The sequence below is a fragment of the Synechococcus sp. PROS-7-1 genome (assembly GCF_014279795.1).
Classification (GTDB): domain Bacteria; phylum Cyanobacteriota; class Cyanobacteriia; order PCC-6307; family Cyanobiaceae; genus Synechococcus_C.
The window spans coordinates 2078176-2105041 of the sequence record NZ_CP047945.1 but is presented as its reverse complement, the minus strand read 5'-3'; the positions used below and the strand labels follow the sequence as shown (position 1 = coordinate 2105041).

At 62.1% G+C, this 26866-nt stretch carries 26 protein-coding genes and 1 tRNA gene; 16 read left to right on the top strand and 11 right to left on the bottom strand.

All coding sequences use genetic code 11. From position 1 onward, the window contains the following. Together SynPROS71_RS11515 and SynPROS71_RS11510 are read left to right on the top strand one after the other, a co-directional pair. Nucleotides 1–1197, top strand: a complete 1197-nt coding sequence (locus SynPROS71_RS11515) for a SufD family Fe-S cluster assembly protein (protein WP_186595217.1) — start codon at nucleotides 1–3, stop codon at nucleotides 1195–1197. Then, the gene (locus SynPROS71_RS11510; RefSeq protein WP_186595215.1) at nucleotides 1194–2462 is read left to right on the top strand and encodes a SufS family cysteine desulfurase; all 1269 of its coding nucleotides are present in this window, start codon (nucleotides 1194–1196) and stop codon (nucleotides 2460–2462) included. The genes SynPROS71_RS11515 and SynPROS71_RS11510 overlap by 4 nt, the downstream gene beginning before the upstream one ends. Here the strand turns inward: SynPROS71_RS11510 and SynPROS71_RS11505 are convergent. Both SynPROS71_RS11505 and SynPROS71_RS11500 read right to left on the bottom strand, forming a co-directional pair. After that, a complete protein-coding gene (locus SynPROS71_RS11505; RefSeq protein ID WP_186595213.1) occupies nucleotides 2426–3175 on the bottom strand; it encodes a class I SAM-dependent methyltransferase in 750 nt (249 codons plus the stop codon). The two genes, SynPROS71_RS11510 and SynPROS71_RS11505, sit on opposite strands and share 37 nt — an antisense overlap. Before the next feature lie 65 nt (nucleotides 3176–3240). Then, the gene (locus tag SynPROS71_RS11500; protein ID WP_255442151.1) at nucleotides 3241–4746 is read right to left on the bottom strand and encodes a sodium/glutamate symporter; all 1506 of its coding nucleotides are present in this window, start codon (nucleotides 4744–4746) and stop codon (nucleotides 3241–3243) included. A 14-nt stretch (nucleotides 4747–4760) separates the two neighbouring features. Between SynPROS71_RS11500 and mtnA the strand changes: the two genes are divergently transcribed. The 3 genes from mtnA to SynPROS71_RS11485 are packed head-to-tail and all read left to right on the top strand — an operon-like array spanning nucleotide 4761 to nucleotide 8068. Beyond that, on the top strand, nucleotides 4761–5861 hold the full coding sequence (gene mtnA / locus SynPROS71_RS11495; protein ID WP_186595211.1) for an S-methyl-5-thioribose-1-phosphate isomerase: 1101 nt from the start codon (nucleotides 4761–4763) through the stop codon (nucleotides 5859–5861). Continuing rightward, the gene (locus SynPROS71_RS11490) at nucleotides 5854–6516 is read left to right on the top strand and encodes a class II aldolase/adducin family protein (protein ID WP_186595209.1); all 663 of its coding nucleotides are present in this window, start codon (nucleotides 5854–5856) and stop codon (nucleotides 6514–6516) included. Before mtnA ends, SynPROS71_RS11490 begins: the two co-directional genes overlap by 8 nt. 40 nt (nucleotides 6517–6556) lie before the next feature. Beyond that, entirely contained in the window at nucleotides 6557–8068 is a 1512-nt protein-coding gene (locus SynPROS71_RS11485; protein ID WP_186595207.1) for an alpha/beta fold hydrolase, read from the top strand. On the opposite strand, the gene SynPROS71_RS11480 is transcribed toward SynPROS71_RS11485, so the two are convergent. Then, nucleotides 8065–9999, bottom strand: coding sequence for a prolyl oligopeptidase family serine peptidase (locus tag SynPROS71_RS11480; protein ID WP_186595205.1), 1935 nt, complete (start codon nucleotides 9997–9999; stop codon nucleotides 8065–8067). The two genes, SynPROS71_RS11485 and SynPROS71_RS11480, sit on opposite strands and share 4 nt — an antisense overlap. Before the next feature lie 63 nt (nucleotides 10000–10062). Between SynPROS71_RS11480 and def the strand changes: the two genes are divergently transcribed. From def to rpsU, 4 genes are read left to right on the top strand one after another with little or no spacing between them, the layout of a single operon-like run. Then, nucleotides 10063–10668, top strand: a complete 606-nt coding sequence (gene def / locus SynPROS71_RS11475) for a peptide deformylase (protein WP_186595204.1) — start codon at nucleotides 10063–10065, stop codon at nucleotides 10666–10668. Nucleotides 10669–10672: 4 nt separating this feature from the next. Continuing rightward, nucleotides 10673–10870 carry a hypothetical protein gene (locus tag SynPROS71_RS11470; RefSeq protein ID WP_186585978.1) on the top strand — a complete coding sequence of 66 codons (198 nt, stop codon included), beginning with the start codon at nucleotides 10673–10675 and terminating at the stop codon, nucleotides 10868–10870. Nucleotides 10871–10928: 58 nt separating this feature from the next. After that, nucleotides 10929–11495: a DUF3747 domain-containing protein gene (locus SynPROS71_RS11465; protein WP_186595203.1), complete on the top strand. Its 567-nt coding sequence runs from the start codon at nucleotides 10929–10931 to the stop codon at nucleotides 11493–11495. A gap of 44 nt (nucleotides 11496–11539) precedes the next feature. Beyond that, a complete protein-coding gene (gene rpsU, locus SynPROS71_RS11460) occupies nucleotides 11540–11710 on the top strand; it encodes a 30S ribosomal protein S21 (RefSeq protein WP_006043142.1) in 171 nt (56 codons plus the stop codon). 245 nt (nucleotides 11711–11955) lie between these two features. Here the strand turns inward: rpsU and SynPROS71_RS11455 are convergent, their stop codons facing one another. Next, nucleotides 11956–13503 carry a YifB family Mg chelatase-like AAA ATPase gene (locus SynPROS71_RS11455; protein WP_186595202.1) on the bottom strand — a complete coding sequence of 516 codons (1548 nt, stop codon included), beginning with the start codon at nucleotides 13501–13503 and terminating at the stop codon, nucleotides 11956–11958. Between the two features lie 70 nt (nucleotides 13504–13573). Between SynPROS71_RS11455 and SynPROS71_RS11450 the strand changes: the two genes are divergently transcribed. Genes SynPROS71_RS11450 through SynPROS71_RS11440 form a run of 3 tightly spaced genes read left to right on the top strand, consistent with a single transcriptional unit; the run spans nucleotide 13574 to nucleotide 16150 of the window. After that, nucleotides 13574–13915: a histidine triad nucleotide-binding protein gene (locus SynPROS71_RS11450; RefSeq protein ID WP_186598061.1), complete on the top strand. Its 342-nt coding sequence runs from the start codon at nucleotides 13574–13576 to the stop codon at nucleotides 13913–13915. A 24-nt stretch (nucleotides 13916–13939) separates the two neighbouring features. Beyond that, nucleotides 13940–15925: an ABC transporter ATP-binding protein/permease gene (locus SynPROS71_RS11445; RefSeq protein ID WP_255442148.1), complete on the top strand. Its 1986-nt coding sequence runs from the start codon at nucleotides 13940–13942 to the stop codon at nucleotides 15923–15925. 9 nt (nucleotides 15926–15934) lie between these two features. Further along, nucleotides 15935–16150 (top strand): chlorophyll a/b-binding protein, encoded by a 216-nt coding sequence (locus SynPROS71_RS11440; RefSeq protein ID WP_186595201.1) that lies wholly within the window; start codon nucleotides 15935–15937, stop codon nucleotides 16148–16150. Here the strand turns inward: SynPROS71_RS11440 and SynPROS71_RS11435 are convergent, their stop codons facing one another. From SynPROS71_RS11435 to psbX, 4 genes are all read right to left on the bottom strand, one after another. Then, a complete protein-coding gene (locus tag SynPROS71_RS11435; protein ID WP_186595200.1) occupies nucleotides 16151–16642 on the bottom strand; it encodes a hypothetical protein in 492 nt (163 codons plus the stop codon). Then, entirely contained in the window at nucleotides 16639–17139 is a 501-nt protein-coding gene (locus SynPROS71_RS11430; protein WP_370586877.1) for a TolB family protein, read from the bottom strand. Before SynPROS71_RS11430 ends, SynPROS71_RS11435 begins: the two co-directional genes overlap by 4 nt. Before the next feature lie 23 nt (nucleotides 17140–17162). Then, nucleotides 17163–18110 carry a Ycf66 family protein gene (locus tag SynPROS71_RS11425; RefSeq protein ID WP_186595197.1) on the bottom strand — a complete coding sequence of 316 codons (948 nt, stop codon included), beginning with the start codon at nucleotides 18108–18110 and terminating at the stop codon, nucleotides 17163–17165. An 81-nt stretch (nucleotides 18111–18191) separates the two neighbouring features. Continuing rightward, the gene (gene psbX, locus SynPROS71_RS11420; protein ID WP_006043150.1) at nucleotides 18192–18314 is read right to left on the bottom strand and encodes a photosystem II reaction center X protein; all 123 of its coding nucleotides are present in this window, start codon (nucleotides 18312–18314) and stop codon (nucleotides 18192–18194) included. Nucleotides 18315–18411: 97 nt separating this feature from the next. On the opposite strand from psbX, the gene SynPROS71_RS11415 reads away from it, so the two are divergent. Further along, on the top strand, nucleotides 18412–18732 hold the full coding sequence (locus tag SynPROS71_RS11415) for a YggT family protein (protein WP_186595195.1): 321 nt from the start codon (nucleotides 18412–18414) through the stop codon (nucleotides 18730–18732). A 22-nt stretch (nucleotides 18733–18754) separates the two neighbouring features. On the opposite strand, the gene accC is transcribed toward SynPROS71_RS11415, so the two are convergent. Continuing rightward, complete coding sequence (gene accC / locus SynPROS71_RS11410; protein WP_186595193.1) at nucleotides 18755–20098, bottom strand: acetyl-CoA carboxylase biotin carboxylase subunit; 1344 nt, start codon at nucleotides 20096–20098, stop codon at nucleotides 18755–18757. Nucleotides 20099–20245: 147 nt separating this feature from the next. Here accC and SynPROS71_RS11405 point away from each other — a divergent pair. The 3 genes from SynPROS71_RS11405 (at nucleotide 20246) to msrB (ending at nucleotide 22079) form a co-directional block, all read left to right on the top strand. Beyond that, nucleotides 20246–20327: transfer RNA gene (locus tag SynPROS71_RS11405), tRNA-Leu, on the top strand. Between the two features lie 26 nt (nucleotides 20328–20353). Further along, a complete protein-coding gene (locus SynPROS71_RS11400) occupies nucleotides 20354–21640 on the top strand; it encodes a glycosyl transferase (RefSeq protein WP_186595192.1) in 1287 nt (428 codons plus the stop codon). A gap of 25 nt (nucleotides 21641–21665) precedes the next feature. Continuing rightward, a complete protein-coding gene (msrB, locus tag SynPROS71_RS11395) occupies nucleotides 21666–22079 on the top strand; it encodes a peptide-methionine (R)-S-oxide reductase MsrB (protein ID WP_186595190.1) in 414 nt (137 codons plus the stop codon). Nucleotides 22080–22109: 30 nt separating this feature from the next. Here msrB and SynPROS71_RS11390 read toward each other — a convergent pair whose 3' ends face one another. Further along, nucleotides 22110–23219, bottom strand: coding sequence for a PRC-barrel domain-containing protein (locus SynPROS71_RS11390; protein ID WP_186595189.1), 1110 nt, complete (start codon nucleotides 23217–23219; stop codon nucleotides 22110–22112). A gap of 60 nt (nucleotides 23220–23279) precedes the next feature. Then, nucleotides 23280–26831 (bottom strand): chromosome segregation protein SMC, encoded by a 3552-nt coding sequence (smc, locus tag SynPROS71_RS11385; RefSeq protein ID WP_370586823.1) that lies wholly within the window; start codon nucleotides 26829–26831, stop codon nucleotides 23280–23282. Between the last annotated feature and the right edge of the window lie 35 nt (nucleotides 26832–26866).

Below are 26866 nucleotides of genomic sequence, written 5' to 3'. Positions count from 1 at the left end.
ATGGTGAACACCGTGTTGGCACCGGTTCAGAAGCGGGGGCAAGCCAACCTCGAGAAGCTCGGTTTGCCGACCCGGCGGCAGGAAGCTTGGCGGCTCACGGATCTCAAGCGGCTGGAGGCCATGGCCTCCCTGCCACCTGTTGAAGGCGCTGATCAGAGCTCCTGGCCTGCGGTCGATCAGGGTGTCACCCGCCTGGTGATCGGCTCAGATGCCGATCCCCTGGAGGGGATTCAGCTTCCCGAAGGCGTGTCGCCTCTGAGCGAGGCTGAGCTTGAGCAGGCTCTTGGACACACTCTGGATCGTTGCGGTTGTGCTGAGGTCTGGCCTGTGGAGCTCAACCATGCCCGCAGCCGGCGTGTTTTGGCCTTGCGTGTGCGTGGCTCGGTGGCCCCCCTTGAGATCGTGCTGGCCGCAGGCGATGGTCTGATTGCTACGCGTGTGCTCCTGCTTCTAGAGGAAAAAGCGGAGCTGGACCTGCTTCAGGTGATCCCAGCCGAGCGTGACAACACAGCTGCACCTTTGGCCCACAGCCACGTGATTGAGGTGCATCTGGGGCAAGAGGCGCATCTACGCCATGGTTTTCTGGCGAGTGCGAGTGGCGACACCTCCCTCCTTGCCCATCTAGCGGTGGAGCAGGAACCCCGCAGCAGCTACGACTTCGTGAGTGTGTGCCGTGGTTGGCGCTTCGGGCGGCTGGAGCCCCGGGTGCTGCAGGTGGATGGTCAGGCCATCACCCGGCTCAACGGTCTGGCGATGACCGGTGGGGATGAACAATTTGCCACCCATACGGGCGTTTGCTTCCAAGGACCGGATGGATCCCTCGATCAGCTGCAAAAAGCTGTGGCGGCTGATCGCTCTCACAGCATCTTCAATGGCGCGATTCAGGTGCCCCGAGCTGCACAGCGCACCGATGCATCCCAGCTCAGCCGCAATCTGCTGCTGTCCAGCCGGGCCCGCGTGGATGCCAAGCCTGAGCTGGAGATCGTGGCCGACGATGTGCGTTGTGCCCACGGAGCCACGGTCACCCAATTGCAGCAGGATCAACTTTTTTACTTGCGCAGCCGGGGCGTGGCCGCCGATGAAGCTGCTGCTCTGCTCTTGAAGGGCTACTGCTGCGAAGTCGTGGATCGTCTTCCTTTAGCGGCGCCCTCTTGGCTGAAATCCGCTGCCGTCAACGATCCCGCTCGCCCCCTATGACCACACTTTCTCGCGACGTTGGCGTAACGCTTGCGGAACGTACGCGTTCCGATTTTCCGATCTTGGCTCTGGCGGGTGCTCAAGGTGATCCCTTGATCTATCTCGACCACGCGGCCACCAGCCAGAAGCCCCAGGTGGTGCTCGATGCCTTGCGCGGCTACTACAGCTGCGATAACGCCAATGTGCACCGGGGGGCGCATCAGCTCAGCGCCCGTGCCACCGATGCCTTCGAGGGAGCCCGCGCTGCCGTGGCCCGATTCGTGGGAGCTGCAGGGCCCAATGAAGTGGTGTTTACCCGCAATGCCACGGAGGCCATCAATCTGGTGGCGCGCACCTGGGGAGATGCCAACCTTCAGCCCGGCGATGAGGTGCTGCTCAGCGTGATGGAGCACCACAGCAATCTCGTGCCCTGGCAGCAACTCGCCCAGCGCACGGGTTGCGTGCTGCGCCATGTGGGGATCACCGAGACCGGAGAGCTCGACCTCAATGATCTGCGCCGGCAGCTCAACAAGCGCACCCGTTTGGTGAGCCTTGTGCACATCAGCAACACCCTTGGCTGCCGCAATCCCGTTGAGGAGATCGCGGCCTTGGCCCATGAGGTTGGTGCGCTGATGCTCGTGGACGCTTGTCAGAGCCTGGCCCACCAATCCACTGATGTGCAGAGGCTGGGAGCTGATTTTCTTGTGGGGTCCTCCCACAAGCTGTGCGGACCCACCGGCATGGGCTTTCTTTGGGCACGGAACGATCTGCTCGAGGCCATGCCTCCGTTCCTGGGAGGAGGCGAGATGATCCAAGATGTCTTCCTTGATCACAGCACCTGGGCTGCCCTGCCCCACAAATTCGAGGCTGGCACCCCTGCCATTGGTGAAGCGGTGGGCATGGGCGCGGCGATCGCTTACCTGGAAGACCTTGGCCTTGAGCAGATCGCGGCCTGGGAAGCCCAGCTCACCCGCCATCTCTTCCAGCAGCTCGACAGCATCGAGGGACTGCGCATTCTTGGCCCTACACCTGAGCAGCAACCGGGACGAGGAGCCCTCGCCACCTTTCTCGTTGATGGCGTCCACGCCAACGACATTGCCTCCATGCTGGATCTCGCCGGCATCTGCATCCGCAGCGGGCACCACTGCTGCCAGCCCCTGCATCGGCACTTCAATGTGACTGGCTCGGCCCGGGCCAGCCTCAGCTTCACCACAACGTTTGAAGAGATCGATCGGTTTGCCGCCGAGCTTCAGGGCGTGATTGCGTTCTTTCGGGAGCACGGCTGAAGCACAGCAAGAGCCTCGCTCCCAGAGGTGCCGCGCCAGGCCCAGCGCCAGCTCCACCCTTCTTGGGCGGCGATCGTCTCAACCGTGCCGCGTTGGGCAGGCCAGTCGCAGTCCTTCATGTGCTCAACAATGGCCTGGATCTGCAGGGTGTTGAGTGCGGGCCAATGGTGCACCCGATCGATGTAACGATCGAGGTAGGTCTCCCGGGTGTCGTCTTCGTTTTTAAACACGTCCACCCGCAGCAGCAAACCGTTCGTCTCGATCCGTTGCCGGGCGCCCCGCAGAAACTGAATTTTCTGGCTGTCGCTGAGGTGATGAATGGCGAAAGCGGAATGAATCACATCCACGCGTTCCGGTTGGTTGCCATCGGCCAGAGGGTTGGGCCGTTCAGCCCAGGCGAGGAGATCACCCTGCTGCCATCGGCAAGGGAATGGCGCCTCACCCATTGCTCTGGCGGCCAGGGGCAGCACCGACGCTGCCAGGTCCAGGCCTGTGTAAGCGCCGAGGGGCAAGGTCCTGAAGAGGTCGGCCATGCGGGCTAGGTCGCCGCAGCCAAGATCCACGAGTGTTGGTGGGGGCCGGTGGGCAGGGCGTTGGGCCAGCCATGCCTGCAGTTCCTTGCCTGTGGCGGCAGCCACCGCCCGGTGCTCCATGGCGTCGTGCTCCAGCACGGTGCGGTAGGTCTGCCACTGCTGTTCAAACAGGCTCTTCATTCCTGTCTCCCGTTCCCTTCAGGCTGACAGCGGTCTCCATTGGCAGGTGTAGGGGATCCCGACCGTCAGCTGCGTTGGCGCTGTCGCCCGAGACGCAGACCCAGCAGCAGCGAAGCCAGGGTGAGCAGCAGGGCAACCATGCTGAAGCGAGGCAACCCCCAACTCACGATCAGCAAAGGGGAGAGGGCCGTCACCAGCCCGCCACCGAGGAAGGGCTCGAACAGCAACTGTTTGAAAGAAAACGCCTCCATGGCGCGGCTGCGTCCGAAGGGGTCGGCCATGCGCAGCAGCAGCAACCCCGTGGCCGTCACGCCTGTGCCCTGGCCGAAGTCGGCAATGCCCCGCTCAAACCAGTGGTCGCCGAAAATGCGAGGGGCCAACCAGAGGAATGCGCAGACATTCCAGGTGAGACCAGCTGCAGCGAGCAGCGCAAAGGGAAGCCAGTTTTCCTCCAGAAGCGGCAAGTTGAGGCTGGCCATGGCGGCGGTGATCAGCAAATCCATCGCCAGGGAGCCGATGCTGGCCTGGGCTACGGGAGACACCAGGCGGGTCTGGCGACTGCGCTGCAGAAGAACCTGAACGATCAATCCCCCCACCATCGCCAGGGGAAAGACGGGAATCGCGGCCAACAGCCTCGCTGTGCCCTCGCCTCCAGTCAGTCCACCCATCTGGGTGAGTCCAGCTTTGAGCAGGATTCCCAGGCCGACAGCACCGCCAGCCAGAGCGACGTTCACCGTGAGCGCATCGATGGTCATCGACTCCGCTTGGCCGGACTCCACGGTTCCAGCAGCCGTTTCCATGGCGAGTCGTTCATCCGCCGACATCGGATCGCCGTCGCCTGTCCGCATCAGCGGGGTGGCAGAGGCGCTGCTGCCGGCTTCGCTTCCACCCTGCGACAACCAGCGGCGACTGCGACCGATCACCACCAGGGTGCTGCCGAGCAGAACGGCGGTCAGAACTCCCACCGTGGCCATGGCGAGACCAAGGGTTTCTCCAGAGGGCAGCCCCAGCTCCGTGAAGGTGGGACCCATGCCGGCGGCGGTGCCATGGCCCCCCTCGAAGCCCACTTCAATCAGGGCGGCCATCAGCGGGTCAGTGCCAAACAGAGGCTGGAGCACAGCCAGCACCAGCAACGCCCCCACCAGGTACTGGCCGAACCCCAGCACCATGCCAAACGCCGTCTGCCCGGCAGCCCGGTTCCAGATCACCCTTGGACTGGGCAGTTGTTGTCCTAGGAACAAGGTGGCAAACACCAGGGAGATCAGCACGCCTGGGGTCTGGCTCCACACCCTGTAGACCGCATCAGGGAAGATCGACCAGGGTCCGAAAGGACCGACCAGCAAGCCCAGAAGGCCTGCGACCAGGGCTTCGGGAATGCCCAGTGCCCGCAGCCAGCGCAGCCTCTGGCGCAGGGTCATCCCTGCCAGCAGCAGCAGACTCAGGCCGGCAAAGGCCACCAGCACGTCGAACAGCTTGAGCCCCATAAAGGTTGCGTGTGTGCCGGCAGGTTGCCATCCCGGTGGCGCCGTTGGTTCGCGGGGGTGACCGGCCAGGCAGATTGGCTGGGTCACCCATTGCGCATCAAATGAACATTGATGGCCAGGCCTGGCGCACCATCGGGCTAGAACCAGGCGGTCGCTCGGTGTGGGTGATCGACCAAACCCAGCTCCCCCATCAGTTCCGAACCCTCACCCTCCGCACCTGTGCAGAGGCGGCCGAGGCCATCCGCACGATGGTGGTTCGTGGCGCTCCGCTCATCGGCGTGACCGGTGCCTATGGGCTGATGCTGGCTCTGCAGGATGATCCCGCGGATGCTGCACTGACAGCGGCTTTTGACCAGCTCAACGCCACCAGACCCACAGCGGTGAATCTGCGCTGGGCCCTGGAGCGCGTGCGCGATCGGGTGCGTCTCCTGCCGCCGGAGCAACGGGCTGGCGCCGCCAGGCAGGAGGCGGGTCTGATCGCCGAGGAGGACGTGGCGATGTGTGCGGCCATTGGCGATCACGGCCTTGAGATTGTCCAGCGGCTTGCGGAAGCCCGTCCTCCTGAACGCAAAGACCAACCCTTCAATGTTCTGACCCACTGCAACGCTGGCTGGCTGGCCACCGTGGACTGGGGCACTGCTCTGGCTCCCATCTACAAGGCCCATCGCGCCGGGCTCAACATCCACGTGTGGGTGGATGAGACCCGTCCTCGCAACCAGGGAGCTTCACTCACCGCCTATGAGCTGGGGCGGGAAGGGGTGCCGCATACGGTGATCGTCGACAACGCCGGTGGCCATCTGATGCAGCACGGTGAGGTGGATGCGGTGATCGTCGGCACCGACCGCACCACGCGCCGCGGCGATGTCTGCAACAAGATCGGCACTTACCTCAAGGCCCTGGCCGCCCACGACAACGGTGTGCCGTTTTACGTGGCACTGCCCGCTTCCACGATCGACTGGAGCTTGGATGACGGTGTGGCTGACATCCCGATTGAAGCTCGGTCTGCTGAGGAGGTGACCCACATCCAGGGGAGCGGCACTGACGGAGGCGTCACCCGTGTTCAGCTCACACCCGATGGCAGCAAGGGGTTTAATCCCGCCTTTGACGTCACCCCAGCCCGTCTTGTGACTGGCCTCATCACGGAACGGGGTTTAGCAGAGGCCAGTGAGGCCGGCCTTAGAAGGTTGTATGCGAATGCCTGAACAGGCGCTGCGTGAGCAGATGGTGGTGTTGGCAAGGCGTATGAATGCCTCGGGGCTTAACCAGGGCACCTCCGGCAATCTTTCCGCCCGCATTCCCGGTGGCTTGCTGATCACACCCAGCTCGTTGCCTTACGAGCAGATGGAGTCTGATGATTTGGTGGCGATCGATTTCAATGGATCGCTTTCGGCCGAGAGTCGTCGGCGCCCTTCGTCCGAATGGCGCCTGCACGCGGATGTGCTTGCGGCTCGGCCAGAGCTTCAGGCGGTGTTGCATTGCCATCCGATCCATGGAACTGCGCTTGCCTGTCACGATCGGGGCATTCCCCCGTTCCACTACATGACTGCGGTTGCCGGCGGCGACGACATCCGCTGTGCGCCCTACGCCACCTTCGGTACGAAGGATCTCTCGCGGTTCACGGTGGAGGCAATGGCCGATCGGAAGGCCTGCCTCTTGGCCAGGCATGGTCTTGTGACTGCCGGTGAAAGCCTTGATCAGGCCTTGAGCATCGCAGTGGAGGTGGAGACTTTGGCTCGGATGTACCTGCAGGCTCTTCAGCTCGGGGAACCGCCTTTGCTGAGCTCGGAACAGATGGAGGCGGTTCATGCCCAGTTCCGTGGACTCCATTACGGCCAGTCGCATGGACTGTCCCAGTGATTGATTCCTGCTAACCACTGTTGAGAGAAGGTTGACGGGGATGCTGCTGAACAGAGTGCACATGCGGACTCTGCAGGATTTACTCCCGTTGCTTGTGTTGGCGGGATTGACATCGTCTGTTCAGGCAGTAGCAGGCGATGTGGAGGGGTTGCAGTGGGGGCCATGTCGGCTGGAGAGGCTTGCCAAGCAGGGCTTTGATTGCTCCACCTTGAAGCGACCGCTTCGCCATAGGAATCCAAACGGGCCTCAGGTTGACCTGGCTGTGTTCCGGTTGCCGGCTACCGGGCCTGCTGATCAGAAAATTGGAACGTTGTTTTTCAATCCCGGAGGCCCCGGACAATCGGGCCACGGCAGTGCCTGGAAAGGGCTGTTGCTACCTGATGCCATCCGTCGCTCGTTTGATTTCATCACCTGGGACCCGCGTGGCATTGGTCAGTCTTCGCCCGCACTTGAGAATTGCTCGGTGGGCATGCCCCAGCGACCGGCCATTGGCAGGGTCACCTGGGATCAGGTGCTGATGACCCGACAGCAGCAGTTGGCTGAGGCCAACCGGGACTGCATCGTGAGACATCGGGAGCTCATTCAGGGCATGGGGACTGTGGAGACAGTCCATGACCTTGAAGCCTTGCGGGCATCGGTCGGTGACCCGACACTCACGTTCTGGGGTGTTTCCTACGGAACCGTCATCGGCTCGACCTATGCCGCGCTGTTCCCAAACCGGGTCAGAGCTCTTGTGCTTGATGGCAACGTGAGCCCTTGGCTGGATTTAGTCGGCCTGAGTCAGTCCAGTCTCGCCCCGGATGACAGTCTCCGTTTTTTCTTGCAGTCCAACCCAGACCTGTCGTTCAAATTTCATCGCGCGTTGAAGTCGCTCGAGCGCCAGTCGTTGCGGCTGCCCGATGGCTCGATTTACACGCGCTGGGATTTTTTGGATCGCCTCATTCAGTTCCTCCCAATTTCACGCTTGGCAGGAAGTTATGGACGCACGCTGATCGTGACCGTGGATCAGGCCCTGTTCAGCAGCGGAACGCAACGGGCGGAAGCGCTGGCGGATCTTCAGCAACCTGTTTTTCGGAGTGAGCCCGTGGATGGGAACGCTGCAGCAGGATTCGCTGCTGTTGTCTGTCAGGACTTTCCGCAGCGTCCTGACATGCAATCTCAACGCCGTGGTCTGTCGGAACTGACGCGTCGCGCTCCTGTTTACGGGGGATCGCTGGCTGTGAATTTTCTTGCCATCTGCAGTGGCTATGAGGAGCTGCCGGCCAGCGCGTCCATTCCACGTGCTCCATTCAATGGCCTCAATGTTTCCGGATTGATCACTGGATCGAGCTGGGATGGGGCAACTCCCTGGCAATGGTCGACGGAGATGGCCCGAGCGTTCCCTTCAATGAGGACGTTGCAGGTTGTCGGGAATGAACACGGCATCTATCTCAACGCTCAGTCGAATTGTGTGGAGAGCGCTGTCACCGACTATTTGTTGACGGCCAGGGTTCCTGAGCAGGATCAGGTTTGTGCCTACGAGCCCGCTAAAGATCTGCAGGCTTTGCCTTAGGTCATCCCTTCAGGTTGATCGAGCCTGAGGTGATGGCGGAAGAAGGCTTCCGTTGCCTCGAGCACATCCACCTGCACGGCACTGTCTCGGAAGCCATGCCCTTCTTCGGCGTAGGTGCGCACCTCCACGGGAACCCCGTTGCTGCGTAGGGCCGCTGCCATCCGCTCCGTTTGCTCCGGCACCACCACCTTGTCCTGCAGACCCTGGAAAAAGATCACCGGACAGCGGATGCGGTCGGCATGGTGCAGGGGTGAACGCTCCTGATAACGAGCGCGTTCCTGGGGCCATGCGCCTACCAGACCGTCGAGATAGCGGGCCTCGAAGCGATGGGTTTCAGAGGCCAGCGCCATGAGGTCGCTGACCGCATAACGGCAGGCCCCCACCTGAAAGACATCCGTGAAGCAGAGGCAGGCCAGGGTTGTGAAGCCGCCGGCGCTGCCCCCTTCGATGGCCACCCGCTGCGGGTGGGCGCGTCCGCTGGCGATCACGGCTTGCGCCGCCGCGGCGCAGTCCTGCACATCCACCACGCCCCATTCACCGTTGAGTCGTTCGCGGTAATCCCGCCCGAACCCAGTGGAGCCCCCGTAATTCACATCCACCACGCCCCAGCCGCGGGTGGTCCAAAACTGAATGCCGAGGCTGAGGCCGCGGCGAGCCATGGCGGTAGGACCGCTGTGGCTCTTCACTAGCAGGGGCGTGTTCGGCGAGATGCCCCCGCTGGGCGGGTAGTACCAGGCGTGGGTGCGCCGGCCGGCCGCTCCCTCGAACCAGAGGGGTTCGGCGATGCTGACGTGCTCGGGCTCCAACACCGCGTCTGAAGCCGGCGTATGGCTCCAGCGTCCACTGGCCATGTGTAGTTCCAACAGCCCCTGCCCGGTCGCGCTGTTGCTGGCGATCGCCACGGCACGGCCTGCGTCGGCATCCAGCTCCGCAAGGTCGTCGAAAGGTTGGTCCACCACGCTGACCGAGCCATCGGCGCTGAGCCGCTTCAACTGCCAACGGCCGTCAGCGCACACTGCGGCGAGCAGCTGCTCACCATCCCAGGCTGTGGTGCTCATGCCGAACACCCATTGCGGCATCGCCGTCTCCGCCTGCATGGGCCAGCGTCGGTCCCAGCTCTGCGAGGGGTCGCAGGGATTCTGGTGCCGCATCAGATTCCACCAGCCACTGCCGTCTTCCGCCACGACCAACTGGCCATCAGGAAGCCAAAGCGGCTGGAAGACGGAGGTTGGACGCGCAGCCCCTGGTGTGCTCCCGGCCAGCATGTCAACGGTGCCGAGATCACCATTGGCGTCGATGGATGCCCAGCGCAGTGCAGCGGCATCCCAGGGCATGGCGGGTTGTTCCCACTCCACCCAAGCGAGCTGGTCTCCATCAGGGCTGATGGCGGGGTATCCCGCAAAATCCGCCGCGGGGTGCAGGATCACTGGCGTCTGATCCAGGCCGTCGAGCGCCACATGCACCAGGTCGTCCCGCCCGCCCCGCTCCATCACGCCGATCCAGCGGTGCCGCTTCGGATCAATCACCCCACCGCCCAGCAGCCCATCTCCCGGGGCCGTCAGGCGCCTGGCAGGTCCTTCCGCCACCACCGATCGAGGGTCTGCGCCAGACAGTCCGCTCCAGGATCGGGCCCACAGACAGCCATCGCTGCCATCGACCCAGGTGAAAAGGAGCCCATGATTGAGGAGGGCCGCCGCACTGGCGCCGCCGCCGTATTCGTGGATCCGGCAACGCAGGTTGCAGGGGGCCGGCGTTAATTCCAGTGGCGGCTGATCAGGCTGTCCCCATCGCCGCAGCAGGGCCGTTGTGCGGCCTTTCTCCTGCGGGCGCTGCTCGAGCCACAGCAGCCAGTCGCCGAGAATCCTGGGTGCTTTTAGGGAGGGTTGCCTCCCGAGTGCTTGACGGGCGGAGAGGGGCTGGCGGGTGGCCATGGCGCGCGATCCGACGGTTGAGGGGACTGCCTAAGATCAGCACAGCAGATTGCAGGAAAGGTCTTGGCCAGGAGCTTTGCCCAATTGGCACGATCGGCTGAGAAGGCGGGTTCTCCGGTGGCCGTTCCGAAAGAGCCTCTGGAGACCGCGCCTCTGCAGATCCATACCCTCGGAGACGACGTGCTGCGGCTTGATGCCCGGCGCATCGGCAAGGTGGATGAAACCGTGCGTGAGCTGGCGCGCGACATGCTGCGCAGCATGTACACGGCCCGAGGCATCGGTCTGGCGGCTCCTCAGGTAGGCGTTCATCAGCAGCTGCTGGTGATTGATCTGGATCCAGAAACAGCCAGCTCGCCACCGCTGGTGCTCATCAATCCGGAGATCATCTCTGCCAGTGCAACCCTCGACACCTATGAGGAAGGTTGTCTGAGTATTCCAGGGGTCTATCTGGATGTGGTGCGCCCCAGCGCCGTGCAGGTGAGTTTCCGCGATGAGATGGGGCGGCCGAGAACGATGAAGGCCGATGGCTTGATGGCCCGATGCATTCAGCACGAAATGGACCATCTCACCGGTGTGTTGTTCGTTGACCGGGTGACCGATGCCGGAGGTCTGAGTAAGGAACTTAAGGACCATGGCTTCCGGCCCAATGACGTTCGCTCTCTGGCCTGACGCCATGCCGATGAAACCCCTCTCAGGCCTGTTCCTGGCCCTGGCCTGTGTGCTTGGCATTGCTGCCACCGGTTGTGTGTTCGAACTGGCCTACGGCGATCCAGACCTCGGTGTCCGCCTCACGCGTCTAATTCTTGGGCTGAGCCTGCCGGCCACCATCGGGTCACTTCTGGTTGCGATTCGGCTCAACAAACCGGCCTGAGTAGGGCAGCTGAACCCGCTCAGGACTTTTACCATCCAGGAACATCACCTTGTTCCGAATGGCCCGTTTCCGGATCGTTGCTGCCGTTCTCACCGCCGCGGTGGCTTCCGGCCTGACTTCTCCGGTCAGGGCTCAGGGTTCCCTGTTCACCACGTCTGAAGTGGATCAGACGAAGTTTGTGATGGTGGCGGCACCGATCGGCAGTGGATCCAGTGCCCAGCTGAATATCTATGAGCAGCGCACCAACGCCAGACCTTGTTTTGAGATGTCGGGAAGTGCTCCGGCTGTGGTGAATCCGATGCTCGCCACCTTTGATTTCACCGGGATCTGTAATCGCTATATCGATGGCAATGGTTACTCCCTGCGGATTGGAGGCGATGACCTGGGCACCCGTTACCGGCTGTCGGTGATCAAGTCGGCGAACGATGTGCAGCTCATGGCCGTGCCAACCAGGGATCCCTCCCAACCCAGCTATCTGATCGCCAAAGCAGGGGGAGCGGGCAATGGCTTCATTCAGTTGGTTTTGGAGCCCGGCTGGCGTCTGATGCGTCGCCAGTACGGCAAACGCACCCTGGGCCATTTGTATGTGTACAGGGACGCTGCCCCTGCAGAGGAAGCCCCCTGACCTCGGCTTGCTAAGTTGATCAGCTGGATATCCCTGCAGGTTGCATGACTCAGGTCACGGTCGGAGAAAACGAAGGCATTGAATCAGCCCTGCGTCGCTTCAAGCGCCAGGTCTCCAAGGCCGGTATCTTCGCTGATCTCAAGCGTCTGCGTCACCACGAAACGCCCATCGAGAAGTACAAGCGCAAGGCCCAGCAGCGCCGCCGCCGTCGCTGAGCTCGCTGTCCGGGAAACCGGTATTTCAACCCGTTGGCACACCCTCACGTTGCCTTGAGACTGAAGTGAGAACGTGAGGTAAGAACCATGGGCCAAAAGCTTGAACAGTTCCGTTGCTGGGTCGCAGAAACCCTTGTCCATGCCATGGGCAATCCCAGCGAAGAGAGGTTGACGCAGCCTCCAACCATTGGAACCCAGCCTTATCGAGATCGTCCTCACACTGCTCGGTGAGACACGGGTGTCGATCACCCCTTGATCTGTGCGTCGAAGCTGCGAAAACACAGCGCTGTTGCAAGGTGTTCCACGGTCACGTTTCCTTGACCCGCTAAGTCCGCAATGGTGCGCGACACTTTCAGAAGCTTCAAGCCGCTGCGCAGGCTGAGCCGACGCGCCTTGAGCACCTGCTCCCAGGACGCGAGGGTTTCTGGCTTGAACGCTCCGTGCCGCTTGAGGTCAGCGGTAGTGAGGTCACGATTGCTGCATCCGTTCGGGTTGCGTTGATGCATCTGATGGCGTGCCGCTTCGATCGTCTCGGGCAGGGGGGCCTTGTCGATCGATCCGTGGTGCTCTTCGATCACCTGGCGCAGCGAGTCCGCTGCCGGAGCTTCGAGTCGCAGCTGCAGATCCATCCGATCGAGCAAGGGACCCGACATCCTCTGCCAATAGCGTTTCACCTGGGACTCGCTGCAGCGGCAGCGAGGATCGCCATGCCAGCCACAGGGGCATGGATTGGTGGCCGCCACCAGAGTGACTCTGCAGGGGAAGGCACAACGCACCCGGGCGCGGCTCAGCATCAGCACGCCTTCTTCGAGCGGTTGCCGCAACTGATCAAGCACTGCGCGTGGAAACTCTCCCAGCTCATCGAGAAACAGCACGCCTCCATGGGCGAGGCTCAGCTCACCGGGTTTGGGATTCGCGCCTCCACCCAGCAATGCGGCGGCTGAGGCGCTGTGGTGCGGAGCCCGGAACGGCCGTTGGCGCATTAAGCCCTCCCTCCTGCCAGGCAACCCGGCGATCGAATGCAGCCGGGTGATTTCGAGAGCCTCAGCATCGTCGAGAGGAGGCAGCAGAGCTGGTAATTGCTGCGCCAGCAGTGTCTTGCCGCACCCCGGAGGACCCACCATCAAAAGGTGATGGCTGCCTGCAGCCGCGAGGGCCAGTCCCTGACGGGCCAGATGCTGGGCCGGCAGATTCAGGGGTGCTGGTGCCGCGGATCGCTCTCCACCAGCGCACTGATCCCTCGGGGCTTGGTGTTGGGGCCGTGCCGCGGTCTGCACCAGGTCGCCTGCGCGGAGGAGGTTCACCAGATCCTTCAGCGATGCCGCCGCCGTCACCTTCAGGCCCTTCACCAGGGAAGCCTCTGCTGCATCTTCGGCGGCGACCAGCAGGCCGCGGGCTCCCTGGGATTTGGCCAGGCAGGCAATGGCGAGAATGCCCCGACAGGGCCGTAGGCGACCGTCCAGGCCCAGCTCTCCTGCGCTCCAGAGGTTTTGCAGGCAGGGTGAATCCAGTTGACCGCTTGCGATCAGCAGGCCGAGGGCAATGGGCAGATCGAAGCAAGGCCCCTCCTTGCGCAGATCGGCTGGCGCCAGATTCACCACCACCTTCACGAGGGGACCACGGAAGCCGCTGTTGCGCAGGGCCGCGCGCACCCGTTCTCTCGATTCCTGGATGGCCGTATCAGCCAGTCCCACCAATTGCAGGCCTGGCAGGCCAGGGGCCAGATCCACCTCCACGGTGACCGGTCTGGCGTCGATTCCAAGGAGCGAAGCGCTGAGGCAACGTGCAAGCATTCATGGTTGAAACGGTTCAGGGATCCAATGCCCAGTCCGTCGCATGCCTTTCTCCAACGAGCCCAGCGCCATGGCCGAGGACACGATTTTTGCCCGCATCCTGCGGGGTGAGATTCCCTGTGATGAGGTCTACAGCGACGATCACTGTCTTGCCTTCCGGGATGTTGCCCCCCAGGCTCCGGTTCACGTGTTGGTGATTCCCCGTGAGCCGATTCCAAGTCTGCGTGAGGCGCAAGACCAGCACGCCTCCCTGCTTGGTCATCTCTTGCTGGTAGCTGCACGGGTTGCCCAGCAGGAGGGACTGGAGGATTGGCGCACCGTGGTCAACACCGGAGCGGGCGCTGGCCAGACCGTGTTTCACCTGCATGTGCATGTGATCGGTGGTCGTGAGCTCGCATGGCCACCCGGCTAGAGCTGAGCTGGTCAGAATGCCGTCATGATCACTCCCTCCATGGCTCCTGTGTCTGGCTTGTCAGGCCAGCTGCGAAGGCTCCGTAACCTCGCGCAGCCATTTTTTCTCCCCCTCGATCAGGCCACGGGCTGGCAGTTCTCTGGGCTGCTGCTGTCACTTCTCTTCTGCGTTGGTGGGCTTGTGCTGGTCGCTCTGACCGGCCTGATCAATCTTTCTGAGCAGCTGCTCCCAGCGCTAACAGAGAAATATTTCGGTGGCATCAGCACAACGATTGATGGCATCTGGAGCGGCTGGTGGGGCATTGTTTTTTCAGCATTGTTCCTGCTCGGGGCAGGCTCATTCCTGTTGATGCGTCAGCAGCTGCGCAACAGGCGTTGGCTGCACTGGCTGCTGCTTGGCGCCATTGTTTTGATGCTGCTGACGGTGAATGGAATTAATGCTGGTATTGGATTTATTGCGCGTGATATCACCAATGCCTTGGTGGCCAAGCAGGAAGCTGGTTTTAATCGGATCCTTGCGATTTACGCAACTTGTTTTGTTGTTGCGTTGCCGATCCGCACGGCTCAGATTTACTTTACGGCCAAGTTGGGCCTGATTTGGCGCGAGTGGTTGTCGAGTGGATTGATCGATGAATATTTGAGCAATAGGGCTTATTACATCTTGAACCCCAATGATGAGCAGGCGACGGGTCTTGACAATCCTGACCAGCGAATCACAGACGATGTGAAGGCTTTCACGGAGCAAAGTCTTCTTTTCACGCTTGGAATCTTTGATGCCGTTCTGACATTTTCTTTGAATATTATTATCCTTTGGAGTATAAGCCAAAGGCTGACTTTTTCGCTTTTTGCCTATGCTCTCTTTACGACTGCATTGCTTGTTTACGCGGGTCGCCGTCTGGTTCGCATCAACTTCGACCAGCTGCGATATGAGGCGAATTTCCGCTATGGACTGGTGCACATCCGCAATAATGCTGAATCCATTGCCTTTTATTCAGGAGAGGAGCCGGAGAGGCAGGAAACCACGCGAAGACTGGGCACGGTCGTTAGCAACTTCAATCTTCTGATTGTCTGGCAGGTGATCATCAGTGCCATGCAGCGATCCGTGGGATATGCCGGTGTCTTTTTCCCATATCTGATTATGGCTGGACCATATTTCGCAGGAGAGATTGACTATGGACGTTTTGTGCAAGCTGGCTTTGCTTTCAACATGGTTGAAGGGTCGCTGTTGTTTGTTGTCAACCGCATTGATGAGCTCGCCAAGTTCACAGCGGGTGTGACACGTCTTGAAGGATTCCAGAGTCAGGTTGAGCAAGTCAGTCGCGACTCCATTGATGCGTCTGTCGTCCAGCAGGCGTCCAATGCAATTGTGGTTCGTCATGCCGATCTCACGCCTCCAGGGAGTGACTTGCCGATCTTGCGTGATCTCAGCCTCAGCGTTGGCGAGGCTGACCGTTTGCTGGTTGTTGGCCCCTCCGGTTGTGGCAAGACATCGCTCTTGCGCATGATCAGCGGTCTTTGGTCGCCGAGCCATGGGGAAGTGGAGCGTCCCGCCACGGGAGATCTCCTTTTTATCCCTCAGAAGCCCTACATGCTGCTGGGATCGTTGCGAGAGCAACTGTGTTATCCCACCGATGAAAGTCGCTACAGCGATGACCAGCTGCGCCATGTGCTCGAGGAGGTCAATCTCGGGGGGTTGGTCAGCCGCTATCCGGATCTGGATGTGAAGCAAGACTGGCCGAGAATTTTGTCGCTGGGTGAGCAGCAGCGCCTCGCCTTCGGTCGCTTGCTTCTCAATGCACCGCGTTTCGTGGTGCTGGACGAAGCCACAAGTGCTCTCGATGTGGCCACGGAAGATCGTCTGTACAAGCTCCTGCGCCAGCGCGAGCTATCCGTGATCAGCATTGGTCACAGGCCCACACTCAAGTCGTACCACGACACTGTTTTGGCTCTGGATGGCCTGGGTGGATGGCAGCTTCTCCCCGCCGCCAGCTATGACTTTGGACATTCCTGATCCCTACGCATGACGACCAGCAGTGCCGACGCGAGTGTTAAGGGGCCTGAGTCCGAGTCGACTCCTACCACCAGTGCGACGACGAGTGATATTCCGGCCTTTGGCTGGAGTGCATACGCCGAACGGGTCAATGGACGCTTCGCAATGATTGGTTTTGTCGCTGTGCTGGCGGTCGAAGCCATCAGCCACGACACCTTTTTGCACTGGGCTGGTTTCCTGCGCTGATCAGGGGAGTCGGATCACATCCACGTCCCAGCGCCCCTGGCGACTCACCTGGACGGCCAGACGCTTGCCTTCGCCATCAAGGCTCACCTCCCTCGGAACTCCTGACGGTTCGACTGGCAGTCGCTGAAGAGCTCCGGCGCTTCGTCGGTAGAGCATCAGCTCTGTGCGTCCCTCCCGGGTGCGAACGAGAGCAATGCGCTGGCCATTGGCGCTCACGCTCACGCTCACCGGTTGGCTTCCGGCTTGATTGAGTCCAGGCAGAGGCACCGGTTGGCGCGTGCGCAAATCCACCAGCTCAATGCGTTCCCGTCCGTTTCGGTTTGCGATCGACACCAGCCACCGCTGCCCTAGGGCTGGTTGCCGGCGACTGTCTGCACTGCGCCGCAGTGCGGAATTCAAGCCCGGTTGCGGACGCATGCCGGAACCGGAGCACCCCGCGATGCTGATGCCCAGCACTGAAGCCAGGATCACTGGTCCCCACCACCCCTTCAAGGTTCCTGCGGGGTTGTTGTTTCGCGACGCCCTCCAGGACGATCGGGTTCAAGCAGTTCGCTGAGGTCGAACACCTCAACCTGCCAACGCCCCTGCTCAGCCGTTTGAACAGCCAGTTCGCGTCCATTCGGTGCCAGGCTGAGGTTCACAGGATCACGTCCTGCAGGAAGCCTCAGTGGATGGGCCCGGCCTGTGAGACGGTCTTCGATCAGCACAAGTCGGCGGTTGCCCCGCTGAATCACAGCGGCGAGGTAGCGACCGTTCCAACTCAGCGACGGTGAGCTGTGAGGCTGGTGGTGAGAAAAGTGGCGGAGTTGCAGAAGCTGCCCGCTCTTGAGATCCCTCAGTTGCACGGTTGGTCGCCCGCGTTGATCGACGATTACGGCCAGTTTGCTGCCATCCCCACTCAGGCTGGGTTGCTGCTGTTGGGTTGGTGCCAGTCCACTCGGAGCTCGGCGGCTTCTGCCGCTGCAGCCAGCTTGGGTAAGACCAGCCAGCAAGAGCACCAGGATCAGACGCTTCAGTCGTCGAAACGGGAACTGTTGTCCCGTGGACGGGAACTGCGTGGTGGCGTGCGATCAGCGCTATCAGTTCTGGCAGCAGTGGGTCCTGAAGGCCTGCGCGCTGGTGTGGGCGTCGTGCGCTCACTCGGGGTGAAGGAAGCGTCCTCGGCCTTTTGGCGCAGAGGAGTGCCTTGGGGGACGCCGGCTTGGGAACGGCCCACAGGCCTGCTGCCTTGGGGCTGTTGGGTTGGAGCACTGCTCCGTTCCGCTGTTGGGGTCGGATTGGCTGAACGACTGGCTGCGGGATTGGGTCGGCTGCCGCGGCGCTGATCTTCCCTTTGGCTGCGTCGGTCGCCGAAGCTGGGGCCAGAGCGAAGGGGCTCATCCTCACGATTGCCGAATCGCGCCATGCGTCGATCCTGCTCTGAATCACCGTTCCAGCCACTGGAGGCCTCGCTGCGGCCTCGCCTGCGGCTTGCAGCCTCTTCAGGGATGGCAGCGCGGGGGTTCCGCCGCGGTCTGTAGAAGTCTTGGTCTTCCGGCTCAGCCTCGTCGAACTCTCTGCCGGCGAAGCGGCGCCTCAGGGGTTGAGGTTCGTCGAAGCGGTCATAAGCATCGTCGTATCCCCCGCGCAGGCCACCGGCGGGAGCGCGGGTCGGGGGCTCGTCATCGAAATAGGCCGAGCGTTTGGCCTGCTCTGCGGAAATACCACGGAGGCGCACGCTTTCGTAGGCGAAAAAGACCGTGGTGCCAGCGAGGAGGAACTGACCGAACTGGAGGATTGGGTCCAGACGCCATCCCTGGAAGAACAGAATTCCTCCACAGAGAAGACCGATGGCCGCAAAAAAGACGTCGTAATCGCGAGCCAGCGCTGGCTTGAAGCTGCGCATGAAATACAGCATTGCGCCGCCAACGGCCAGCACGATTCCAACAATGCTGGCCCAATTAAGACTGGCGTTAACCACGTTGAGGCCCCCGGGAAACGGTTGTCAGCTCTCGATCAAACAAGCACTGACCTAATAAGTCTACGAAGCGCGCCAGAGCGATCAGAGTTTGCGATCGACGCGGTCGGTCTGGCTCAAGAAAAAGAGACCGATGGAGGCCGGGACAACAACGATGACGGCACCCCAGACCAGGCTGCTGAGGAAATTGGCGAGGGAGGGGGTCATAGCGAGCGCGCCGGGGCTGACGATCTGGACGGAAACGCAACGATCCTAGGGATCGCTGGCATGTTTCTACGATGTCGCTTCGATTGCTTTGAGGTTTGTGACGCCCACCTTGCTCCAGGTGCTGTCTCTTTTGAATCCGCTGTTGGGATTGCTGCTGGCAGCCTGGAGTCTGATGTTCCTTCTGCGCATCGTGCTCACCTGGTATCCCCAGGTGGATTTGAAGGCCGCACCCTGGGCGGTGATCGCCTTGCCCACTGAACCGGTGCTTGCGCTGACCCGTCGCGTGGTGTCCCCCATCGGTGGGGTTGATGTGACCCCTGTGATCTGGGTTGGGATCGTGAGTTTGATCCGTGAGTTGCTGGTGGGGCAGCAGGGGCTGTTCACGATGGTGTTGCAGCGCGCTCAGACGATCGCTTGAGACTGCTTGCGGCCCGCTGTGTTCAGAGCATCTCCTGTTCCACGAATTTGGTGTGGACGTCACCCTGCAGGAACTCTGGCCGCTCCAGCATGCGCAGGTGAAAATCCACAGTGGTGGGAATTCCCGTGATGGCGCATTCGTTCAAGGCTCTGCGCATGCGGCTGATGGCCGCTTCCCGATCAGGTCCCCAAACAATCAACTTTCCGATCAGTGAGTCGTAGAAGGGTGGGATGTCGTAGCCGGTATACACGTGGCTGTCGACGCGGACACCTGGGCCTCCTGGAGGAAGCCATCCGGTGATCCGCCCGGGAGCAGGCCGGAAATTGTGGGTTGCATCTTCGGCGTTGATCCGGCACTCGATGGCATGCCCGCGCAGTTCGATCTGGTCCTGAGAGACGCTGATGGGCTCACCCCCAGCGATGCGCAGCTGCTCCGCGATCAGGTCGATGCCTGTCACCATTTCTGTGACGGGATGTTCCACCTGGATGCGGGTGTTCATCTCCATGAAATAGAAGCCGCCGCTGCGATCGAGCAGGAATTCAACGGTGCCTGCACCCTCGTAGTTGATGCTGCGTGCTGCCGCGACGGCCGCTTCGCCCATGCGCAAGCGCAGGTCCTCATCCAGAGCAGGGCTGGGCGCTTCCTCCAGTAGCTTCTGGTGCCGTCGCTGAATCGAGCAGTCGCGCTCACCGAGGTGCACCACATGGCCGTGGCGGTCAGCGAGCACCTGAACCTCAACGTGGCGGGGCCTGTCGATGAATTTCTCCATATAGAGCCCAGGGTTGCCGAACGCTGCTTCGGCCTCCCCCTGGGCGGCCTTGAACAAATTCTCCAGTTGATCCGCTGACTGAACGAGACGCATGCCCCGGCCACCACCGCCGGCTGTGGCCTTGATCATCACGGGATATCCCATGGCCATGGCCAGGTCGGCCGCTTCGTCTGGTCCAGACAGAAGGCCTTCGCTGCCCGGCACGGTGGGAACCCCCACGGCCTGCATGGTGGTTTTGGCCGTGGACTTATCCCCCATGGAGCGGATCGCGTGGGGGGATGGGCCTACGAACGTGATCCCGTGATCTCTGCAGATCTCCGCAAAACGGTCGTTCTCCGCGAGAAAGCCGTAGCCGGGATGGATGGCATCAGCCCCACGTGAGGTGGCCGCGGCCAGGATGTTGGGGATATCTAGGTAGCTGCGGTTGCTGGGGCCCTCACCAACGCACACTGCTTCGTCTGCCAGTTGCACGTGTAGGGCATTGCGATCAACGGTGCTGTAGACAGCGACCGTGGCGATTCCCATCTCACGGCAGCTCCTCAGGATCCTCAGAGCGATTTCGCCGCGGTTGGCGATCAGCACCTTGCCGATGGACATCCCGCAGTTTCCAGGCCAGGGCGGATCGTATCAGCGTCCGTTCTACGCATCCTTTTTCACCCTGCCTGACAGGGGCTTCAGGAGAGGGCTGCACCATGAGCCGGTATGATCGATCCTCGACAAGGCCCGAGCGGCTGCGTCGACCACGCGGATGTGGTGGAATTGGTAGACACGCACGTTTGAGGGGCGTGTGGCTTCGGCCTTGCGAGTTCAAGTCTCGCCATCCGCACTTCTTTCCTCTCTGATCTGTCGCGCGTGACGACGAGACTCACAGATCAGACGCTCTCCATCATTTTTGTTTCCAACGGGCCTGGAGAGCTCGCTACGTGGGTTCGGCCCTTGGCAGAACAGCTGCATCGTCGCCTCTTGATGCGGCCCAGGGCTCCTGGTTCTCAGATCAGCCTTCGTCTGGTGTTGGTTCCCTGCCCGAATGCCACGGGCACAGAGGCTGAAGCAGCTGCGCGCTGGGGGCAGTTTGATCGCATTGTTCCGGCGCGACGTTTCTGGCGTCTCTTGCTGAATCCCGCTCGCTACGGCCCCTGGCCATCTCGCGGTGTGGTGGTGTTTCTGGGTGGTGATCAGTTTTGGACTGTGTTGTTGTCCGCTCGGCTTGGGTATCGCCACATCACCTATGCCGAGTGGGTGGCACGTTGGCCCCGTTGGAACGATCGGATCGCCGCCATGGCTCCAGCGGTGCTTGAACAGCTGCCCAGGCGTTTCCGGCCGCGGTGCCGTGTTGTTGGGGACTTGATGGCGGATCTGTCCGATGACGCCAAAGGCAGGGACCCATTGCCTGAAGGGCTCTGGGTGGCGTTGATGCCCGGGTCAAAACCTGCCAAGTTGTGTGTGGGCATGCCGTTCCTGCTGGAGACTGCCGATCGTTTGGCCGCCCAGCTGCCCAACTGCCAATTCCTGTTGCCGGTGGCACCCACCACCAATCCAGACGAGCTCATGCGCTTCTCTGGTGCAACCAATGCGATTGCCTCCAACTACCGCGGTGGTATTCACTCCCTGTTGCCCGCCGATGAGCACTGGCCATGGCGACGCCTGCTGACCCATGCCGGCACGGTGATTCACCTGCAGGAAGACCCGCCTGCGCACGCTGCACTCAGTCAGTGTGCGCTTGCTCTCACCACCGTGGGAGCCAATACCGCTGAGCTCGGGGCCCTTGGGGTGCCGATGATCGTGCTGGTGCCAACGCAACATCTGGGCGTGATGCAGGCCTGGGATGGCTGGCTGGGTCTGCTCGCCAGGCTTCCAGGACTGCGACGGCTCATCGGACTTCTCCTCAGCGCCTGGCGCATGCGAAACCATGGCCTGCTGGCTTGGCCGAATATTGCTGCCGGACGGATGGTGGTTCCTGAGCGTGTCGGGCCGATCACGCCTGAGGAGATCGCCGGAGAGGCCATGGAGTGGCTTCAGGCCCCGCAACGTCTGGATGGTCAGCGTGAGGATCTGCGCCGATTGCGCGGCCAGCCCGGTGCCGTGGCGGCTCTGGCCGAGGAAGTGAGGGAGCTGCTCCCGAGAGCGCTTTCCGATTAGGGTCCGCGCCAATTGCCTCAAGATGATGTCCAGCTCTTTACCAACCGAAGGCGACCGCATGGAGCGTTCTCCTGACGAATGGAGAGAGCAGCTCACCCCTGAGCAGTTTCAGGTTGCCCGTCAGGGGGGAACTGAACGCGCTTTCACAGGGGCTTATTGGAATCACAAGGACGACGGCACGTATCACTGCATCTGCTGCGATGCGCCGCTGTTCAGTTCGAGCACCAAGTTCGAGTCCGGGACAGGCTGGCCGAGTTTCTGGGATGGGGTGAGCTCAGGGGCGATTCGCACTAAGGAGGACCGCGCCCATGGCATGGTGCGTACCGAAATTCTCTGTGCCCGCTGCGATGCCCATCTGGGACATGTGTTCCCAGATGGTCCTGCGCCCACAGGGCAGCGTTACTGCGTGAACAGCGCGTCCCTCCAGTTCAAGGGGTAGGACCCCAGCCCAGCTTTTTAACCACTGGATTTACCAGGGGTCATCCATCGGTTCCCTGGGTGATCTGGGCTGGGGATCCTGATCCAGGGGCTCTACATCCAAAGGTTCGCCTGGTCGCTCGATCGGCCGCCGCGATGCCGGCCGCGGTCGTTGATCGCTGCGGGGCTGCGCTGGGGCTTCGTCGTAGAGAGGCGGCTCGGCGTCAAAGTCCCGATCCTGATCAAGGTCTCGGGGCAGATCGTTGCTGGGTGGCTGATAGCGCTCTTGAGGCTGATAGCGATTGCGGGACTGATAGCTCTCCTGAGATGGGTAGCGTTCAGGGTCTTCCTCGAGTGGCAGTTCATCGAGATAACGCCTGCGGCGGGCCTCGTCCTGGCGGGGTTGCTCGAGTTCCACGTACTCCAGCTCGGCCTGGTCCACGTCAAACCTCTGGGAGGAGGAAGCTTCCAGCTGCCGGGGGGTGTCTTCAGTGCTCTGGCCAGAGCTCAACTGGTTCTCCACAGGCACCACGTTCACCCTGTAGCGCTCGCGTTCTTGCTCTTCCCAGCTGGGGCCACCAACGCCCAGCTTTTCGAGAAAACCACTGTTGAGCTGCTTGAGTTTCTCCTCAGCCCCCTCGTACACAATGATCCGGTCAGCCCCGCTGCTCACGATTTCGTCGACTGGGATCTCCCAGGTGCTGAGAACTCCTTCACCTAAGAGGGGCACGCCCACGGCCCCCATCACGAGTGTGGTGAGTTCTCCGGTTTCGATATCGAAAGAGAAGCCAAGCACCCTGCCGAGTTGCTGGCCCGATTCGGTGATCACCTGGCAGTTGATCACGCGGCTGTAGCGCTCGGGTGAAAAGGCTTCACTCAGTGAATCGGCGGAATCCACGAGGATCACGTCGCCCACCTGACGGATGCGATCGAGGGGCATCCAGCGGGGAAGCCCCGGAAGGAATCGGGTGAGAGGGTTATCGCGCAAACCAAGGGCCACGACTTCGCGGCCGTCAATGTCCACGATCACCTCACCCACCACACCGAGGCGACGTCCGGTATCGCGGGTGATCACCTGGGTGCCCATGAGCTCTGATCTCAGCCAGAGGCGATCACTGGGCACGTTGGCCAGAGGATCATTAGAAGACGACGACAAACTCAACCGCAGGCCTCAGCCGGAGGGATTTGCGCCATTTTGACGCAAGGAGCAGACACCGGCTCGTCAGGCTGCATCTGGAAGGCCAACCACCTGGGTGTGGGCGCCCCGAGCCTGGGTCACGCCGATGGTTCTGGTCGAGGCACCGATCATGGGTCTGCGGTGGCTCACGACAAGGAACTGGGCCTGCTCGGCCTGTCGGGCGATCAGCGCCGCCAGACGCTCCACATTCACGCCGTCCAGAAAACTGTCCACCTCATCGAGGGCATAGAAGGGCGAAGGTCTGAAACGCTGCAGCGCAAACAGGAAGCTCAGAGCGGTGAGAGATTTCTCCCCGCCTGACATCGCCGCCAAACGACGCACTGCCTTGCCCTTGGGGTGGGCGACCAGGGTCAGGCCTCCCTCAAGGGGGTCATCGGCATTGTCGAGTTGGAGCTTGCCGTCGCCATCGGAGAGGCTCGCGAAGATTTCGCGGAAATGACCATCCACTGCTTCGAAGGCCTCCATGAAGGCCTCCTGGCGGAGCGTGGCCACTGTTCCGATCCGCAACAGCAGTTCCTCCCGTTCCTGACTAAGAACAGCAAGGCGTTCGCCGAGATCGCCAAGGCGTTGTTCGAGCTCTTGCAGCTCTTCCAGCGCCAGCATGTTCACAGGCTCCAGGGCCTCCATGCGCCGTTGAAGCTGCTGAAGCTGCTCCTGCAGAGCCTCAAGACCACCGTCACGAACGCCATCGCTGATCTCCGGCAGTGGGTCTGGCAGAGACGATTTCAGCTCCTCCAGGCGAATGCTGCCGCTGCGCAACTGCTCCTCCAGGCCCGCCCGTTCCTCGCGCAACCGTTCCAATTCCCAGCGCGCCTGCTGCAGCCCCTGTCGTTGCTCCGCAACGGTGGCCTCTGCTTCATCGCGGGCGCGACGTTCCTCGCCGAAACGTGTCTGCAGCTCCTGTTGCTGAACGTTGAGGGCATCGCGCCGGGTTTTCAGATCCTGCTGCTGCTGCCGCCAACGGCCATGGGTTTCGGCAAGGGCTTTCACAGCCTCTTGGAGAGATTGTTCCTCGCGTTCGAGAGCCTGCAGCTGATCCGCCAAGCGCTGACCCGACATCTGCCGCTCCCGGTCTTGCTGCAGCAGGGTGTCGCGCTGACGGCGGGCCGCCTCTAAGGCTCCGTCAGCCTGTTCAAGGGTTTGTTGGAGGGCTTGCCAGCGTTCGGCGTCACCGTTGGGTTCCACCTTGGCGTCCTGCTGATCCAGTTGCTGGAGCTCGGTTTGCAGAGGTGTCAGCGCCGTCTCGATGTCCTGGAGGCGACGGTTCTCCTGGCTGCCTGTCTCCTGCAGCTCCTGAAGCCTGCGCTGACGTTGCTGCAGGCGTTCCAGCAGGGGGCCGTGGGAGCGGCGCGCTGCCTGGCGTTCCGCCTCCAGGGCTGCTTGGCGTTGCTCAAGCTGGCGCAATCCCGGGCGTTGCTCCTCAATCTGTGCCGTCAGGCGTTGCTCTTCACGGCAGCAGGCAGCCAGGGTTTCCCCCAGCTCCAGGAGGCGTTGGCGCAGGGGAGCCGCTTCGTCACCGTCGTTGCTCACGCCGAAGCTCAGGCTGCCGCTGCGCTGGCTCAGGCTTCCGCCGGTCATGGCTCCGCTCTTTTCCAGAAGCTCGCCTTCGAGGGTGACGGCCCGGGAGCGGCCCAGGACGCGTCGGGCACTGCCCAGGTCTGTGAAGACCTGGGTGTCCCCGAACACATAGGCGAACACCTCGCCGTAAATCGGTTCGTACCGGATCAGGTCGACGGCTCTGCCGATGAGGCCATCGGCGTTGCCACCGTCCGGTCTGCGTCCGCGGGCCATGGCGGAGCCGCCACCACCGCCAGGGGCCCGGATCTTGTTCAGTGGCAGAAAGGTGAGACGTCCGGCTCTACGGCTTTTCAGTAGATCGATGGCCCGTGCAGCGATGCGGTCGTCGTCCACCACCACCTGTCCCATACGTGCACCGGCCGCCACCTCGAGAGCCATGCGATGGCGCTCCTCCACCTCCCCAAGCTGGGCGACCGGTCCATGGATTCCTTCCAGTCCGGATTCGAGTAGGAGGCGCAGGGCTCCAGTGCCGCGGCTCTCCTGAAGGGCTTCACGCCGACTGTCCTGTCGCGCAATGTCCCGTTCCAGTCGCGTCTGTTCCTGCTCCAGGCGGGCGCGGGTGCGCTGCTGAATCGCCAAGGACTCCGCCAACTGCTGCAGCTGCTCCTGTCCCGTACGGATTGCGTTGAGCAGGGTCTGCCACTCCTGTTCCAGTTGCTCCAGCAGCCTCTGCACCTTGTGGTCTTCCGCACCGTCTTGATCTCGCTCCTGCTCCAGGTCGAGCTTGCGTTCCTCCGCTTGGCGCAGCCGCTCTTTGAGTTGCTGACGCTCATCCTGAAGAGGGGCCAGGGAGGCCTGCAGCTGCTGGCGGCGGGAGCTGCGCTGGCGTTGCTCCTCAATCCAGGTGCCTGAGCGGCCCGCCACCTCGCCCAGCTGCCGGCGGGAGCGTTCCACGGCGGCCTCCGCATCCCGGCAAGCCTGTTCCGCGCGCGCGAGCCCGTCCGGATCAGCGCTGAGCCGAAGCGACTCCGATTCGGATTGAATCTGTCCTCTGCGTCCCTGGAGGTCATGGCGCACGGCCTGAAGCCGTTCGCCCTCCTGCTGGTGCTGGGCGGCCTGCCGATCCAGTTCGCGGCTTTGGGGATCGAGGCCTGCCAGTTCAGCCTGCACGCCTAGCAACTGGTCTTCTCCCAGAGCCTTGACGTTGTCCTGAAGTGTTTTCAGCTTGCTGGCCGCGTCCTGCAGTGTCGTTTCCCGCTCTTCAAGGGCTCGGGAGTCGCGGGCATCCTGATCTCCCAGGTCTTGATGCCGCTGCTGCAGGCGTCGGCGTTCGGCCTGAGCTGCTTCGTAAGCCAGAACCAGTTCCTGCCGGCGACCCAGCTGGAGCTGCTCGCGCAGCTCCTGATAGGCGCGGGCCTTGGCGCAATCCTTCTCAAGCCGCTGACGCGCCGCCAGAAGTTCCTGTTCCACGATCCGGCAGCGTTCCTGCCGTTCCTGCACATCGTCCAGTTTTCTGCGGGTCTGTTCGATGCGGGTGTCGAACAGGGCCACTCCGGCCAATTCATCAATGAGGCCGCGGCGGTCCCGGTTGCTCATCGACACGATGCGGGTCACATCGCCCTGCATCACCACGTTGCTTCCTTCAGGATCGATGCGGAGCCGTCGCAGCTGGGTTTGGAGCTGCTGCAGGTTGCAAGGGATTCCGTCGGCGCTGTAGCTGCTGCTGTAGGAGCCGCCCGGCATCACCCGTAATTTGCGGGTCACCGTCCACTCGGTTTGATCCGGACGGATCCAGGGACCTTCCTCTGGAGCCTCGATGCCCTCTTCGGCGGCATCGGGTTGCCAGTCCGAGAGGTCGAAGCGCACGCTCACCGTGGTCTCGGCTGACTTGCCAGCCTTGAGAACCCCGCTGTTTACAAGATCCGGCAAGCGATCGGCCCGCATGCCACGGCTGTTCGCGAGCCCGAGGCAGAACAGCACGCCATCAAGAATGTTGCTTTTGCCAGATCCGTTCGGACCGGTCACCACCGTGAAGCCCGGCTCCAGGGGGATGCTCATCGCCCCGCCGAAGGACTTGAAGTGCGTGAGCCCAA

What these genes read in the sequence shown, in the direction of transcription:
- SynPROS71_RS11515 (WP_186595217.1), top strand. Translation starts at nt 1, where the DNA reads ATGGTGAACACCGTGTTGGCACCGGTTCAGAAGCGGGGGCAAGCCAAC.
- SynPROS71_RS11510 (WP_186595215.1), top strand. Translation starts at nt 1,194, where the DNA reads ATGACCACACTTTCTCGCGACGTTGGCGTAACGCTTGCGGAACGTACG.
- SynPROS71_RS11505 (WP_186595213.1), bottom strand. Translation starts at nt 3,175, where the DNA reads ATGAAGAGCCTGTTTGAACAGCAGTGGCAGACCTACCGCACCGTGCTG.
- mtnA (WP_186595211.1), top strand. Translation starts at nt 4,761, where the DNA reads ATGAACATTGATGGCCAGGCCTGGCGCACCATCGGGCTAGAACCAGGC.
- SynPROS71_RS11490 (WP_186595209.1), top strand. Translation starts at nt 5,854, where the DNA reads ATGCCTGAACAGGCGCTGCGTGAGCAGATGGTGGTGTTGGCAAGGCGT.
- SynPROS71_RS11485 (WP_186595207.1), top strand. Translation starts at nt 6,557, where the DNA reads ATGCTGCTGAACAGAGTGCACATGCGGACTCTGCAGGATTTACTCCCG.
- SynPROS71_RS11480 (WP_186595205.1), bottom strand. Translation starts at nt 9,999, where the DNA reads ATGGCCACCCGCCAGCCCCTCTCCGCCCGTCAAGCACTCGGGAGGCAA.
- SynPROS71_RS11470 (WP_186585978.1), top strand. Translation starts at nt 10,673, where the DNA reads ATGCCGATGAAACCCCTCTCAGGCCTGTTCCTGGCCCTGGCCTGTGTG.
- SynPROS71_RS11465 (WP_186595203.1), top strand. Translation starts at nt 10,929, where the DNA reads ATGGCCCGTTTCCGGATCGTTGCTGCCGTTCTCACCGCCGCGGTGGCT.
- rpsU (WP_006043142.1), top strand. Translation starts at nt 11,540, where the DNA reads ATGACTCAGGTCACGGTCGGAGAAAACGAAGGCATTGAATCAGCCCTG.
- SynPROS71_RS11455 (WP_186595202.1), bottom strand. Translation starts at nt 13,503, where the DNA reads ATGCTTGCACGTTGCCTCAGCGCTTCGCTCCTTGGAATCGACGCCAGA.
- SynPROS71_RS11450 (WP_186598061.1), top strand. Translation starts at nt 13,574, where the DNA reads ATGGCCGAGGACACGATTTTTGCCCGCATCCTGCGGGGTGAGATTCCC.
- SynPROS71_RS11445 (WP_255442148.1), top strand. Translation starts at nt 13,940, where the DNA reads ATGATCACTCCCTCCATGGCTCCTGTGTCTGGCTTGTCAGGCCAGCTG.
- SynPROS71_RS11440 (WP_186595201.1), top strand. Translation starts at nt 15,935, where the DNA reads ATGACGACCAGCAGTGCCGACGCGAGTGTTAAGGGGCCTGAGTCCGAG.
- psbX (WP_006043150.1), bottom strand. Translation starts at nt 18,314, where the DNA reads ATGACCCCCTCCCTCGCCAATTTCCTCAGCAGCCTGGTCTGGGGTGCC.
- accC (WP_186595193.1), bottom strand. Translation starts at nt 20,098, where the DNA reads ATGTCCATCGGCAAGGTGCTGATCGCCAACCGCGGCGAAATCGCTCTG.
- msrB (WP_186595190.1), top strand. Translation starts at nt 21,666, where the DNA reads ATGTCCAGCTCTTTACCAACCGAAGGCGACCGCATGGAGCGTTCTCCT.
- smc (WP_370586823.1), bottom strand. Translation starts at nt 26,831, where the DNA reads ATGAGCATCCCCCTGGAGCCGGGCTTCACGGTGGTGACCGGTCCGAAC.